The organism is Streptomyces sp. NPDC093544 (genome assembly GCF_040683495.1).
Taxonomy (GTDB): domain Bacteria; phylum Actinomycetota; class Actinomycetes; order Streptomycetales; family Streptomycetaceae; genus Streptomyces.
In genome coordinates, this window is the sequence record NZ_JBFBEA010000021.1 from 40,969 (window position 1) to 55,146 (window position 14,178).

General features: G+C 71.2%; 10 protein-coding genes. 2 read left to right on the plus strand and 8 right to left on the minus strand.

Annotated elements, in window-relative coordinates:
- Nucleotides 1-60 precede the first annotated feature (60 nt).
- On the plus strand, nucleotides 61-4,140 hold the full coding sequence (locus AB0N66_RS29390; protein WP_365440612.1) for a PAS domain-containing protein: 4,080 nt from the start codon (nucleotides 61-63) through the stop codon (nucleotides 4,138-4,140).
- A gap of 123 nt (nucleotides 4,141-4,263) precedes the next feature.
- On the opposite strand, the gene AB0N66_RS29395 is transcribed toward AB0N66_RS29390, so the two are convergent.
- The 8 genes from AB0N66_RS29395 to AB0N66_RS29430 form a co-directional block, all read right to left on the minus strand.
- Complete coding sequence (locus AB0N66_RS29395; protein WP_365440614.1) at nucleotides 4,264-5,916, minus strand: long-chain fatty acid--CoA ligase; 1,653 nt, start codon at nucleotides 5,914-5,916, stop codon at nucleotides 4,264-4,266.
- A gap of 377 nt (nucleotides 5,917-6,293) precedes the next feature.
- Entirely contained in the window at nucleotides 6,294-6,848 is a 555-nt protein-coding gene (locus tag AB0N66_RS29400) for a SigE family RNA polymerase sigma factor (protein WP_365440616.1), read from the minus strand.
- 219 nt (nucleotides 6,849-7,067) lie between these two features.
- Nucleotides 7,068-8,252: a lipid-transfer protein gene (locus tag AB0N66_RS29405; RefSeq protein ID WP_365440618.1), complete on the minus strand. Its 1,185-nt coding sequence runs from the start codon at nucleotides 8,250-8,252 to the stop codon at nucleotides 7,068-7,070.
- Nucleotides 8,249-8,644 (minus strand): MaoC family dehydratase, encoded by a 396-nt coding sequence (locus AB0N66_RS29410; protein ID WP_365440846.1) that lies wholly within the window; start codon nucleotides 8,642-8,644, stop codon nucleotides 8,249-8,251. The genes AB0N66_RS29405 and AB0N66_RS29410 overlap by 4 nt, the downstream gene beginning before the upstream one ends.
- A gap of 215 nt (nucleotides 8,645-8,859) precedes the next feature.
- Nucleotides 8,860-9,987 carry an acyl-CoA dehydrogenase family protein gene (locus AB0N66_RS29415; RefSeq protein WP_365440620.1) on the minus strand — a complete coding sequence of 376 codons (1,128 nt, stop codon included), beginning with the start codon at nucleotides 9,985-9,987 and terminating at the stop codon, nucleotides 8,860-8,862.
- Nucleotide 9,988: 1 nt separating this feature from the next.
- On the minus strand, nucleotides 9,989-10,939 hold the full coding sequence (locus AB0N66_RS29420) for a bifunctional MaoC family dehydratase N-terminal/OB-fold nucleic acid binding domain-containing protein (RefSeq protein ID WP_365440622.1): 951 nt from the start codon (nucleotides 10,937-10,939) through the stop codon (nucleotides 9,989-9,991).
- Nucleotides 10,936-12,279 carry an acyl-CoA dehydrogenase family protein gene (locus tag AB0N66_RS29425; protein WP_365440624.1) on the minus strand — a complete coding sequence of 448 codons (1,344 nt, stop codon included), beginning with the start codon at nucleotides 12,277-12,279 and terminating at the stop codon, nucleotides 10,936-10,938. The genes AB0N66_RS29420 and AB0N66_RS29425 overlap by 4 nt, the downstream gene beginning before the upstream one ends.
- Nucleotides 12,280-12,586: 307 nt before the next feature.
- Nucleotides 12,587-12,892 carry a hypothetical protein gene (locus AB0N66_RS29430; protein WP_365440626.1) on the minus strand — a complete coding sequence of 102 codons (306 nt, stop codon included), beginning with the start codon at nucleotides 12,890-12,892 and terminating at the stop codon, nucleotides 12,587-12,589.
- A gap of 397 nt (nucleotides 12,893-13,289) precedes the next feature.
- Between AB0N66_RS29430 and AB0N66_RS29435 the strand changes: the two genes are divergently transcribed.
- The gene (locus tag AB0N66_RS29435) at nucleotides 13,290-14,174 is read left to right on the plus strand and encodes a bifunctional DNA primase/polymerase (protein WP_365440628.1); all 885 of its coding nucleotides are present in this window, start codon (nucleotides 13,290-13,292) and stop codon (nucleotides 14,172-14,174) included.
- The last annotated feature ends 4 nt before the right edge of the window (nucleotides 14,175-14,178 follow it).

Here is a 14,178-nt window from a genome sequence, read left to right on the forward strand (position 1 = left end):
GACGGTTGGCAAGATGGCACCCGCGGTCGGCAAGGTGCGGTAACAGGGAGGAAGCGTCTCGTGAGCAGCAGGCCATCCCGAGGCGCTGCTCGCCTCGCAGCCATACTGGACGCGCTGCCCGATGCGTTGGTGCTGGTCAACGCCAATGGGACCGTCGTCAACGCGAACACCATCGCCCTGGAGGCCTTCGAGGCCCCGGGCACGGCTCTGGTGGGGCGCGGCCTGCTCGATCTGCTGCCCGCGTTCGACTCACGGCTCATCCCCGGCAGCATGCGGCGGCCCGAGACGATCGACCCGAGCGGGCGGACCAAGCCGACCCGGATGATCGCGCGGCGTACCGACGGCAGTGAGTTCCCTGTCGAAGTCACCAGTGCGAATCTTGAGAACGGGCAGCAGGCATACGACGGCTACGGCCCCGCCAACGACGAGCTGCTCATGCTGGTCGTACGGGATCTTTCGGGCGCCGTCGACACCGAGGCCGAACTCGCGCGTTCGCAACGGCAGACCGAGATGATCCTGCGGGCCGCGGCCGAGGGTGTCGTGGGGACGGACACGGACGGGCGGGTTGTTCTCGTCAATCCGGCGGCCGCTCAGATACTCGGATACCGGGCCAGTGATCTCGGCGGGCAGGCGCTGCACGACCTCATCCTTCATTCGCGCGCCGACGGCGAGCCCTTCGCGTACGAGGAGTCGCCGCTCGCCGACACCCTGCGCTCCGGGCGGAAGCACCGGGTGCGCGGGCAGGTCCTGTGGTCCAAGTCCGGGGACAAGGTGTCGGTCGACCTCACGACCGCGCCCGTGCGCGACGGGGACCAGCTCGTCGGCGCTGTGATGACGTTCACCGACCGGCGGCCGTACGACAACCTCTCCGAGGAGAAGGACAAGGCCGAGGAGCGCCACGAGCAGGAGCTCGCACAGGCCGCCGAGGAACACGACAAGGAGCTCGCCGGACTGCGCGAGCAGCATGCCGCCGAGCTGGCCGAACTGCGCGAGCAGCACGAGGAGGAACTCGCCGCCGGCGACGAGCGGTACGCGTCGCTCGGGGAGCGCGAGAAGGACCGGTTCGAGGCTCTCGCCGCCCGGCACGAGCTCCTGCTCGCCGTGCTCTCGCTGTCTCTGCGCGGACCCCTGGACCAGCTGCGCGGCGAACTGTCCAAGCTCGCCGCGGACGACGCCGGGCAACTGTGGCCCGAGGCCAACCAGGTGCTCCACCACCTCGCCGCCGGCTATTCGCGGATCACGACTCTGGTCGACAACGTGCTCGGCTATCAGCGGCTCGACTCCGGGGCCGAGGAGATCTCCCGTACGAACGTCATGCTCGACGCGGTCGTCGCGGCCGGTGTCGAAGGCGCCGTCGAACTCATCGGGCCAGGACGCGTGCAGTTCGCCGTACACGCGCCGCCCATCGAGGCCGAGGTCGACCCGCAGCGGCTGGCGAACGCCCTCGCGCATCTCATCGCGGACGTCGCCGGAGTCGACGCCACCGGCAACGCGCCCGTATCCGCGGGCGGTTACATGGACAACACCGTCGTCGTGGCGGCGGCGCAGCGTGGTGAGGTCGTCCGCATCGAGGTGCGCGGGCCGTACGCCGGGGGAGACCCGGTGCACGAGCCGATCGTGCGCGGGATTGTGCGCGCGCACGGTGGCGTGCTGCAGACGCACGAGGTGCCGGGGATGAGCGGCAGCGCGTTCGTGCTGGAGGTGCCGATCGGCGGTGGGGCCGGGTCGGTCCCATCGAGCGTCGAGGCGGGTGCGTCTACGACCGGCGCCGAGGTTGCCCTTCCCGAGCAGGCCTCCCACCAGGGCGGTGGCAGGCGGCGGGCGCGGCGGTCCTCCGTGGACGCCTTCCTGGAGAGCGAGGTGGCGGGGGAGTCAGACCCGGACTCCGGAACCGATCCTGACACTGGCGGCGGCTCGACCGCTCCCACCGGGCGTCGGCGGCGGCGTATGGCGGAGGAGCAGGCAGCCGGGGCGGCCGGCGGGGTGTCGGTTCCCGCGCAGGGGGCGGCAGTCGAGGGCTCCGGCGATGGTGGGACCTCCGGTGGCACCGGGCGACGGCGTGGACGACCGAGCCCGGTCGAGAGCTCGGCCGGCGATGTCGCGGCGGAGGGTGCCTCCGAAGGCGCGGTCGTCATGGCGGGCGAACATGGGGCGGGGACCGCGGCGACGGGTACGGGGCTGGGCGGGACGGTGCCTCCGCAGGGCGTGCCCGTGTCCGCGCAGGGCGTGGCCGTGCCTTCCGGACGGCGCGCACGACAGGGCGGCGAACAGCACGCGCTGCCGCCTGCGTTGCCCGCGGCTCCTAGTGGGACAAGTACGCAGAATGCGCCCGGTACGCAGGGCGCGGCCGGCGGCGCTGCCGCTGAGGATGGGGCGCCGGCCGGGCGACGTCGGCGTGCGCTGGCCGCCTCGGCCGAGCGTGCCGCCACGCAGGAGGCGGGCGCCCGCGCGGTGTTCGCGCTGCCGCCCGCGGACGCGGACCGCTCCCCGGAGTACGTCGAAGCTCAACAGCAGCAGGCCCAGAGGCAGCGCCTCCAGCAGGCCGACGCTGTCGGTACTCCGCAGGTCCGGACCGACGACGGCCGCCACGACGCGATGCTGCACGACCTGGCCGACGATCACACTCCGCCTCAGCCGCACCCCGTTTCCAGCCCTACGGGACGGCGGCGCGCGGCGCGGACTGCGGCGCAGCAGGGTGCGCCGGGGACGCCTGCACAAGGGGTGCCGGCACAGGGCGTTCCGCCGCAAGGTGTTCCGGGTGCGGCCGCCGCTGGGCAGCCTGTACCCGCGCAGGCCGCTGCCGCCGCACCGCCGACCCAGCCCCCCGCCCAGCCCTGGCCGAACGCGAGCGCGGGCGCTCACGACACACCAGGCGCCGGCTCCCCGGCACAGCCCGGAAAACCGGCTCAAACCGCGCCCCCCGCCCGCTCCGCGCCCAACGCCCCCGCCCAGCCGCGCGTCGCTCAGCCACTGCCCGCGGAGGCCCCGGCCCCGATCGATCCCAACTCGACGCAGGGACGCGCGATCAGCGTCCGGACACTCGGCCAGGGCGTGCCGTTCGGCCGCCAGCCCGCCCCGAACCAGCCGCAAGCCCCACAAGCGCAAGCGCAGGCACAGCCGCAGTCCCAGTCCCCGACGCCTCCCCCGCACCAGACCAACGGCAACGGCGGCCGCCGTCGCAAGCTCGGCACACCCCCCGAGCCCGCCGCCGAGCGCCCGGAGGCGGCAGCCCGTCCGCACCCGCAGGGCGGGCAGGGCCCCGGGTCGCGGCTGGCCGGAGCCACCGAGGGCGCCGGACGGTCGTACGCCATAGGCGCCCCGGACGAGAACGCCGACGAGGGCCCCGAGCCGCTCGACGGTCCCGGTGGTGCCGTCGAGGTCGCCGACCAGCCACGTCTACAGCCCCTGGACGACGAGTTGCCGCCGGAACCGCTGGACAACCCGCGGCGCCTGCTCGTGTGGCCCGCGCCCGACGTGACGACCCAGCAGGCGCTGAGCGACCGCGGCTACCGGCCCGTCATCGTGAACTCGCGCGAGGAGGTCAACGCGCAGATCGCCGCCTTCCCGGCGGCCCTCTTCGTCGACCCGCTGACCGGGCCGATCACTCGCACGGCACTCCAGTCATTGCGCCAGGCCGCTGTCGCCGCCGAGGTGCCCGTCCTGGTGACAGCGGGACTCGGGCAGGCGACGCGCGAGGCGGCATACGGCGCCGATCCCGCCGTACTCCTGAAGGCCCTGGCGCCCAGGGACTCCGAGCAGCACCCGCCGCGCGTGCTGCTCATCGAGGAACACGCGGAGATCTCACTCGCGTTGACGTCGACGCTGGAGCGCCGCGGAATGCAGGTCGCGCGGGCGTCGACCGACGCGGACGCGGTGACGCTGGCCTCGCAGATGCGGCCGAACCTGGTGGTGATGGACCTGATGCAGGTACGTCGGCGCCAGGCCGGAATCGTCGACTGGCTGCGCGCGAACGGGCAGTTGAACCGCACGCCGCTCGTCGTCTACACCGCCACCGTCGACCAGGCCGAACTTCCACGGCTGGCCTCGGGGGAGTCGGTCCTGTTCCTGGCGGAGCGCTCGACGAGTGCCGAGGTGCAGGAGCGGATCGTGGACCTGCTGGCGCGGATCGGCACGAACTGACCGACCGCGCCAAGCAGGCGTCGGGGTGGTGCGAACTGAGGTCGTACATACGGGGCTTGGGCACTGTTTCACGTGAAACAGTGCCCAAGCCCCGTACCGGAAGTACCGGAAGTACCGGAACTGCTAGATCTGCGTGACGTCCAGCTCACCCGCGGCGTACTGCCGGCGCAGCACCTTCTTGTCGAACTTGCCCACGCTCGTCTTCGGGACGGACTCGATGATCGTCCAGCGCTCGGGGAGCTGCCACTTGGCGATCTTCCCTTCGCCGGCGAGGAAGGTGCGGAGGGTGTTGAAGTCGGCGCTGGCGCCTTCCCTGAGGACGACGGTGGCGAGGGGGCGTTCACCCCACTTGTCGTCGGGGACGGCGACGACGGCGGCCTCGGCGACGTCCGGGTGGGACATCAGCGCGTTCTCCAGGTCGACCGACGAGATCCACTCGCCGCCCGACTTGATGACGTCCTTGGCTCGGTCGGTGAGCGTCAGGAAGCCGTCGGAGCTGATCGTGCCGACGTCGCCGGTCTTGAGCCAGCCGTCCTCGCTGAACTTGTCGGCGGGGCGCTGGGGTTCGGCGCCCGGGCCGCCGTAGTAGGCGCCCGCGATCCACGGGCCGCGGACCTCCAGTTCACCTGCGGACTCGTTGTCCCAGGGGAGCCGTTCACCGCCCGGGCCGGTGAGGCGCGCCTCGACGCCCGCGGGGAAGCGGCCCTGTGTCAGCCGGTACGCGAACTCCTCGTCCGTACCCACGACATGGGCCGGCGCTCGGGCGATCGTGCCCAGCGGGGACGTCTCCGTCATACCCCAGGCGTGACAGACGCGCATGCCCAGCTTATCGAAGGCCTCCATGAGCGAGGGCGGACAGGCGGAGCCACCGATGGTGACCTGGGTGAGGGAGGAGACATCGCGGGGCTTGGCGGTCAGTTCGCCGAGCAGGCCCTGCCAGATGGTGGGGACGGCCGCGGCATGCGTCGGCCTCTCGCTCTCGATCATCTCGGCGAGCGGGGCGGGCTGGAGGAACCGGTCCGGCATCAGCAGGTTGATGCCGGTCATGAAGGTCGCGTGCGGCAGGCCCCAGGCGTTGACGTGGAACTGCGGGACGACGACGAGTGTGGTGTCCCGGTCGGTGAGACCCATCGACTGAGCCATGTTGACCTGCATGGAGTGCAGGTAGATGGAACGGTGCGAGTAGACGACGCCCTTGGGGTCGCCCGTCGTGCCGGAGGTGTAGCACATGGCCGCGGCCGTACGCTCGTCCAGCTCGGGCCAGTCGTAGCTGGTCGGCTTGCCCGCGATCAGCTCCTCGTACTCGTGCACCCGCGCCGTCGCCCCGTCCAGCAGCGAACGGTCACCGGGCCCCGAGACCACGACGTGCTCGACCGTCGGCAGATGAGGGAGGAGCGGCGCGAGCAGCGGAAGCAACGAGCCGTTGGCGATGATCACGCGGTCGGCAGCGTGGTTGACGATGTAGGCGAGCTGCTCCGCGGGGAGCCGGAGGTTGAGGGTGTGCAGGACCGCGCCCATGGAGGGGATCGCGAAATACGCCTCCACGTGCTCGGCGTTGTTCCACATCAGCGTCCCCGTCGCATGCCCCTCCTCCACTCCGAGGTCACCGAGGGCGTGCGCCAGCTGTGCGGCTCGGGCGCCGATCTCGGCGTAGGAACGGCGCTGCGGCTCTCCCTCTCCGGTCCAGGTGATCACCTGTGATGTTCCGTGGATCGCTGACCCATGGGTCAGGATCCTCGAGATCAGCAGCGGTACGTCCTGCATCGTGCTCAGCACGGCGTTCCTCCCGGGGGCGACATTGCCTACGCGGTGGTAAGGGTTGGGCTGATTCTGCGCACATACCGCGCGGTATGTCACTAGTAGCCGGGATGATCGATCAGGTCGCGACGATCCTTCGGGAGACGGGGAAGAGGGAGGCGGGGGGGCGGGGAAGCGGGAAGCCGGGGGCGGGAACCCCAGGGCTGGGAAGCCCGAGGGAGCAGGAGCCCCGGGGATGGGAAGCCAGGAGCGAAGGGCGGGAGGCGGGAAGCCCGGGGCTGGGAAGCTGGAGGGCGGGAGCCCTGCGGCCGGGAAGCCGGAAGCAGGCGCCCGGGGGCTGGGAAGCCGAAGGGAGTCGGCGGGTGCCCAGGGACGGTCACCCCGTCCCTGGGGCGCTACCGGACGGGCTCCAGCTCGGGGTCCTCACGCAGCTTGCCCAACGCGCGCGACACCGCCGACTTCACCGTCCCGACGGAGACGCCGAGGACCTCCGCCGTCTGCACCTCGCTCAGGTCCTCGTAGTACCGCAGGACGACCATCGCCCGCTGCCGCACCGGCAGCTTCATGATCGCCCGCCACATCGCGTCGTGCAGGGCCTGCTGCTCGGCGGGGTCACCGGCGGGCGCCCCCTCCGGCTCCGGCAGCTCGTCGCAAGCGAACTCGTCGACCTTGCGCTTGCGCCACTGCGATGTCCGCGTGTTCAGCAGCGCCCGCCGTACGTAACCGTCGAGCGCCCGGTGGTCCTCGATCCGCTCCCACGCGACGTACGTCTTGGTGAGCGCGGTCTGCAACAGATCCTCGGCATCGCACGGGTTCGCGGTCAGCGACCGGGCGGTACGCAGCAGCACCGGCTGGCGGGCCTTCACGTACGACGCGAACGACGGGTAGGGCGCGTACGGAAGGGTCCGCGTCGCGGCGTTCGAAGCGCTGGTGCAGACGGGTGTGGTCATGGCTCCACGCTAGAATCGACCCCTACTCTCGCGGATCGGCCGCAGGTCCCGAAGCGTTGTCCGCCTCAGGTTGTAGGAGGGGGGCTGCCTCCACCTCCTGAAGGTGGACGAGCGGGTCCTGCCCTCTGAGGGTTCACCCCTGAGGGATGAGTACGACGGTAGTACGCCGGGGTCCCCGTCCCCGCTCCCCGCAGGTGGCCTCCGCCCAGCCCGAACGGGCTAGGAACCCGCACCGGCGTCCGCGTCGGCCCCCAGGATCAACCCCGACGTGGGAACCCCGGTACCGGCGGTGACCAGCGTGTGGCGGGCGCCCGGTATCTGGTTCACGGCCGTCCCCCGCAGTTGTCGTACGGCCTCCGCCACACCGTTCATCCCGTGCAGATACGCCTCCCCCAGCTGTCCGCCGTGCGTATTGAGCGGCAGCCGCTCCTCGGCGACGAAGTCCGCGGCCTGACCCGGCGCACAGAACCCGAACTCCTCCAGCTGCATCAGCACGAACGGCGTGAAGTGGTCGTAGAGAATCCCCACGTCGATGTCCGCCGGAGTCAGCCCGGTCGTCCGCCACAGCTGCCGTGCCACCACGCCGATCTCCGGCAGCCCGGTCAGCCCGTCCCGGTAGAAGCTGGTCATCTGTTCCTGCGCGCGGCCCGCGCCCTGAGCGGCAGCCGTGATCACCGCGGGCGGATGCGGCAGATCGCGAGCCCTGTCCAGCGAGGTGACCACCAGTGCCTGGCCGCCGTCCGTCTCCTGACAGCAGTCCAGCAGCCGCAGCGGCTCCGCGATCCACCGCGAGGCCGCGTGCTCGGCGAGCGTGATCGGTCTGCCGTGGAAGTAGGCCGCCGGGTTCGTCGCCGCGTACTTCCGGTCCACCACGGCGACCTGGCCGAACACCTCCGGCTTCAGCCCGTACGTGTGCAGATACCGCTGGGCCGCCATCGCCACCCAGGACGCGGGCGTGAGCAGCCCGAACGGCAGGGCCCAGCCGAGGGCCGCCCCCTCCGCCGACGGCTCCCGCTGCTGCACGCCCGAACCGAATCTGCGTCCCGACCGTTCGTTGAACGCCCGATAGCAGACCACGACCTCGGCCACCCCGGTCGCCACCGCGAGCGCCGCCTGCTGGACAGTCGCGCAGGCCGCTCCGCCCCCGTAGTGGACGCGCGAGAAGAAGGACAGCTCCCCCATTCCGGCCGCCTGGGCGACGGTGATCTCCGGGCTGGTGTCCATCGTGAACGTGACCATCCCGTCCACGTCCCCAGGCGTCAGCCCCGCGTCGTCGAGCGCGGCCCGCACCGCCTCGACAGCCAGTCGCAGCTCACTGCGCCCGGAGTCCTTGGAGAACTCGGTGGCCCCGATCCCGACGATCGCGGCCCGCCCGCCGAGGCTGTCCCGCGTCCGTACGCTCATGGGGCACCCCCGGGTGTAAGAGTGACCGTCACCGTGCCGGTCACATGTCTGCCGATGCTGTTCGCCCCGACGACCCGCACCGTTGCGGTGTCGCCCGCGAGCTCCTCCACCGAACCGGTCAACACCATGGAGTCGCCCGGGTAGTTGGGCGCCCCGAGTCGTATGGCCATCTTGCGGAGGACCGCGCCCGGTCCGAAGTGGTCCGTGATGTACCTTCCGACCAGTCCGTTGGTGGTCAGGATGTTCATGAAGATGTCAGGGGAACCCTTCTGCCGCGCCAGCTCCGCGTCGTGGTGCACGTCCTGGTAGTCCCGTGACGCGATGGCCCCGGCCACGATCAACGTGCGCGTGACCTCGATCTCCAGCGGCGGCAGCGCGTCCCCGACCCTCACGTCACCGACCCACGCGTTGTCGACCGCCACGTCCCCGACCCTCACGTTGTCGGCCGTCACGTTGTCGGCCTTCACACCTCCGGCTGTCTCATCCCCGGCATCTCCGGGCCTGGCCTCTCCAACCCCGGAAACTCCGGGCTTGGCTTCTCCAACCCCGGCCTCCCCTGGCCGGACTTCCCCGGGCCTCGTACCTCCGCCCTTCGTACCCCCCGACCTCACGTCCCCTCCTCTCCGTTCACGATCAACTCCCCCAGTTCCTGGAGCACTTCGCTCCCGCATCCCAGATACGCGTCCAGTTGCCGCCCCCACAGAAAGTGCCGGTGCACGGGGTGTTCCAGGTCGGCCCCCGTCCCGCCGTGCAGATGCTGGCCGGCGTGCACCACCCGCTGACCCGCCTCCGACGCCCACCAGGCGGCGGTCAGGGCGTGGGTCGCGTACGCCAGGCCCTCGTCACGCCGCCACGCCGCCTCGTACGCCGTCACCCGTATCGCCTCGGTGTCCATATACGCGTCGGCCGCCCGGAGTTGGACCCCCTGCTTGGTCGCGAGCGGGCGCCCGAACTGCTCGCGCGCGTTGGTGTGCTCCACCGCCCGGGCCAGGGATCCCGCGCACACCCCGGCCTGCAGCCCCGCGAAGGCGGTACGCGCGGTGGCGAGTACGTCGTCGTACGCGCCCTCCCCACCGAGCTGCTCACCGGGTGTCGCGTCCAGCGTCAGTCGCCCCGCCGACCAGGGCGCCGTCAGCTCCACCGGCTCGCACGCCGCCTCGGCGGTCCGCACCAGCCACAGTCGGCGCCGGTCGTCCGCGACAAGCACATGGGTGGCGTCCCGCAGCCAGGGCACCACGGGGACGGTGCCGCTCAACTGCCCGTGAGGTGACATGCGTACGGCACTGGGCGAACCCGTCCGTACGCCCCCGGGAGCTCCCGCACGTATCTCACCCGGCCCTCCCGTCGCTGCGGCTGGCTCTCCTGTCGTTACGACCGGACCCGGCCCGAATATCGACCCGCTGACCACCACCGTCCCTTCACCGATCCCCGGCAGCAGCCGCGCCCGCTGCTCCGGTGAACCATGGACCGCCACCGCCAGCAGCCCGTACACACAGCTCGCCGCGAGCGGCACCTGGGCGGTGGTGCGCCCCTGCTCCTCCAGGAGGAGCACCAGGCCGAGCAGTCCGATGTCCGCCACGGCCGCCACCAGCCCGGCCGCGCACAGTGCCTTCCACACCTCGGCGTCGCTGCCGGTCCCGGCTGTGGCGAGCCGCTCGTGCGTGGAGAGGTCGCCGAAGATGCGCGCGGCCAGGTCACGGGCGGCCGCCTGCTCCTCAGTGGGCGTGAAGTCCATGTCAGCCTCCACCGCTGCCCACGCCGGCCTCACCGACCCGGAAGACCGGCAGCTCCAACTCATCGTCGTACCGCTGGAATTCGAGCCGCACGGGCATCCCGATCCGTACCTTGTCGTACGGCACCCCCACCACGTTGCTCACCATCCGCACGCCCTCTGCGAGTTCGATCAGGCCGACCGCGTAGGGAGGGTCGAAGGCCGGGAAGGGCGGGTGGTGCATGACGACGTACGAGTAGACCGTGCCCTCCCCGCTCGCCTCGACCGTGTCCCACTCCAGGCAGCCGCATGCGTTGCACCCCGGCAGCCAGGGGAACCGCAGCGTGCCGCAGTCCCCGCACCGCTGGATCAGCAGCTCATGCCGGCCCACGCCCTCCCAGAAACCGGCATTGTCCCGGTTGATCACAGGGCGCGGGCGCCGCGCCTTCGGCTCCTGCTGCTTCTGGCGCCCGGCCGGTGCGTACTTGAGGATCCGGAGGCGGTGCGTCCCCGCCTGCTCGCCGCCCGCCCGTACATCCATCCGTGTCGTGACGAAGTACCCCCTTCCCAGCTTCGTCGTCTTGGGCTCCGAGACCGACTCGATCACCGCGTCGAAGGTGATCTCGTCCCCGGGCCGCAGTGGCCGCAGATACTCCTGCTCGCAGTCGGTGGCAACCACCGAGGTGTAACCGGCCTCGTCGAGAAGTCCCAGCAGTTCGTCGTACGCCTGCGTGCGCCCTGTGTGCCCGGAGAGGCCGCCCATGGTCCATGCCTGGAGCATGGTGGGCGGCGCGACGGCGTCCGGCCCCTCGTACGCCGGATTCGCGTCCCCCATCGCTTCGCACCAGTGCCTGATCATCGGCGCGTTGACCGGATCCCGGCCCGCACCGGCGACGGCGGCCGGCCGGCCCTCGTACGCCTTGAGCCGCCTGGACAGCACGCTCGTCCGGTCCGCCCCGTCACCTTCGCCGCTCACCGCTGCCCCCTCCGCATCCCGAGCCGCATCGCCGCCACGATCTCCCGCTGCACCTCGCTCACCCCGCCCCCGAACGTGTTGATCTGCGCCGCCCTGTTCATCCGCTCCAGCTCGCCGTCCCCGAACGCCCCCGGTGAACCGGAGCGGACCAGTGCGTCCGCCCCGACAATTTGCTGACATATTCGGTACACCGCGACCGCCGATTCGGTTCCCATCACTTTCACGCCGCTCGCGTCGCCCGGTGCCAGCCGACCGGCCCCGACATCCCCCACCAAACGCCAGTTGAGCAGGCGTGATGCCGCCAGCCGGGCATGCGCCTCAGCCAGCTGGAACCGCACCCATGGCTCGTCAACCCGGCGCCGACCGTTCACCGGATCGGGTGTGCGCGCCGCTTTCAGCGCGGCCGCGTAGAAGTCCTCGGCCTGCATGCCGATCGCGGCGAGCGCGACCCGCTCGTGGTTGAGCTGGTTGGTGATGAGCCCCCAGCCGCCGTTCTCCTCGCCGACGAGGTTCGCGGCCGGGACGCGGATCCCGTCGTAGTACGTGGCCGTCGTCGTCTGCCCGCCCACCGTCTCGATCGGCGTCCACGAGAAGCCGGGCGCGTCCGTGGGCACGAGGATGATGGAGATGCCCTGGTGCTTGGGCGCGTCCGGGTCGGTCCGGCAGGCGAGCCAGATCCAGTCGGCGTTCTGGGCGTTGGAGGTGAAGATCTTCTGCCCGTCGATCAGCCAGTCGCCGTCGACACCGCCACCCGCGCGGGCAGCGCCTCCCTCGACGGCCCCGGATTCGGCCGCGCCCCGAGCCACGCCCCGAGCCGCACTCTCAGCCGCACGCGAGCCGGAGCCAGGGCCGGGACCCGGACCAGAGCCGGGCCCCGAACCGGGGCCAGGGCCGGGGCCAGGGCCGATGGCGCCCCCGCCCTCCCGCACCGCCCGCGTCCGCAGCGACGCCAGATCCGTCCCCGCCGAGGGCTCCGAGTACCCGATGGCGAAAACAAGGTCACCGCTCAGGATGCGGGGCAGGAAGTAGTCCTTCTGTTCCTCGCTCCCGTACTTCATGAGCGTCGGTCCGACGGTGTTCAGCGTGACCATCGACACAGGCGCACCGGCCCGGTACGCCTCGTCGAAGAACACGAACTGCTCGTCCGCGCCCCGCCCTTGCCCCCCGTACGCGACGGGCCAGCCGAGCCCGAGCAGTCCGTCGGCGCCGATGCGACGCAGCAGCACGCGCTGCTTCCCGGGGTCGTCGGCGGGCGGTGGCCCATCGGGCATCAGGTCGCGGAAGTACGTACGGAGCTCGGCGCGCAGCCGCTGCTGGCGTTCGGTGGGGGCGAGGTGCACGGCGGCGGCCTCCCGGACCTCGTACGGACAACGGTTTCTGACTGTCCGTCAGACAATGCCGACTGTCAAGGTCACCGGAACCCCGCACCAGGCACCCGTACCGGACCTCAAGCGCCCCTCCTGGACGCCCCCCGAGCACACGGGCCCGATGCGCATCAAGGAGTGGCGCACGGCACGCGCACGCGTGGAGACGCAAAAACGTCTGCGCGACGGCACCGAAGCACCGCCGCGCAGACGCGCTACCACCCCACAGAGCACAACCCCGCACGGGAATTTCCGGGCCGATGAGGGCGCATCGGCCGGCGGCTCACCAGAGGTTGGTGAAGTTGACGACGGTGTTCGACTGGTCGATGGCCGTGAACGCGGAACCGTTCACCTGGGCCGTGTTGTTCTGGTTCGAGGCGCCGGAGCCGACCGCCTGCTGCTGCGTGGTGGACGAGTTGCCGTGGTTGTTGCCACCGACACCGCTGCCGCTGATGGTCGCCACCGCCGCGTTCGATCCGTCGTCCGCGAAAGCGCCGTTGTCTGCCGCCGCGACACCCGTGAAGAGGGTGGCCGCGAGGGGCAGGGCCGCGACGGCGGCGAAGACGCGGGCGGTACGGATGCTTGCCATGTGAATTCCTCCAGAAGAACCGGATGTACGCACCGGTGTGAACCGGGAAGTACGGCTTGTCCCAAGGCAGTTGGCCGACCACCTCGGTGATGTGCACGACGTCGCGACTCCAGAGTTGCCCACCGAATCCCCGGCGAACCACCCCGGAAGCACCGATTCCCCCTCAAGCGTGAGGACAAGTCGATAAACGCCTTTCGCGACCTTCCATCCGTCACCTCTGGCTCAAAGTCGCAGCTCAAGGCCGCAGAGCGGGCTCGGAGGACAGACACCACACGAGATGAAGCGTTCCGGCACATTTTCGGCCAATCTGCCCCGCAACCCCCGAAACGTCCGCTGCCGTTGTCGCAGCCTGCCGAACCCTCTTCCCTTTTTCGAACACTCGTACGAACATAGAGGCATGGCCACCACCACCATCGACCGGCAGGCCACGACCATGGCCCTGGCCCACGCACTGTCCGCCGCCGAGCGCGGCCTCGCGGTCATCCCGCTGTCCCGTACGAAGCTCCCCGCCCTCCGCTCCCCCCACCGCACCGACCCCGCCGGCCTGCCCGTCTGCCACGGCGAGTGCGGCCGTTTCGGGCATGGCGTGTACGACGCCTCGACCGACCCACGCCGCATTCGCACACTCTTCACGGCCGCCCCCTGGGCCACCGGCTACGGCATCGCCTGTGGCCTGCCGCCGTACCACCTGATCGGCATCGACCTGGACACCAAGTCCGGTACGGAGTCGTCGGCGGCCCTGCGCGAACTGGCCCTGCGCCACCTGTTCACCATCCCGGAGACAGTGGTCGTCCTCACTCCGAGCGGCGGCCGCCACCTGTGGCTGAGCGGTCCGCCCGACGTGGCCGTCCCCAACTCCGCGAGCCGGCTGGCCCCCGGCATCGACGTCCGCGGCGCCGGCGGCTACCTCGTCGGCCCCGGCTCCCGCACCGAACAGGGCGTCTACAGCACCGCTCCGGGCACCGCACATCTGGCTCCCGCACCCTGCCCGCCGGCCCTGCTACGGCTGCTCCTGCCGCCACCACGGTACGCCAAGCCGACGTCCTCGACGTCGACGGACGTCCACGGGCAGGGCCAGGGCCTGATCCAGTTCGTCCTGGCGGCCCACGCGGGCCAACGCAACACCCGCCTCTTCTGGGCGGCCTGCCGCGCCTACGAGAACGGCATCGGCCCAGCCCTGACCCCCGCCCTGATCGACGCGGCCGTCCATACCGGCCTCACACTCCGCGAAGCCCGCTCGACGGTGGCCTCGGCGGCCCGCATGACGGGAAACCGGACCTGACGGC

What these genes read in the sequence shown, in the direction of transcription:
- AB0N66_RS29415 (WP_365440620.1), bottom strand. Translation starts at nt 9,987, where the DNA reads ATGGACTTCACGCCCACTGAGGAGCAGGCGGCCGCCCGTGACCTGGCC.
- AB0N66_RS29435 (WP_365440628.1), top strand. Translation starts at nt 13,290, where the DNA reads ATGGCCACCACCACCATCGACCGGCAGGCCACGACCATGGCCCTGGCC.
- AB0N66_RS29405 (WP_365440618.1), bottom strand. Translation starts at nt 8,252, where the DNA reads ATGAGCGTACGGACGCGGGACAGCCTCGGCGGGCGGGCCGCGATCGTC.
- AB0N66_RS29430 (WP_365440626.1), bottom strand. Translation starts at nt 12,892, where the DNA reads ATGGCAAGCATCCGTACCGCCCGCGTCTTCGCCGCCGTCGCGGCCCTG.
- AB0N66_RS29400 (WP_365440616.1), bottom strand. Translation starts at nt 6,848, where the DNA reads ATGACCACACCCGTCTGCACCAGCGCTTCGAACGCCGCGACGCGGACC.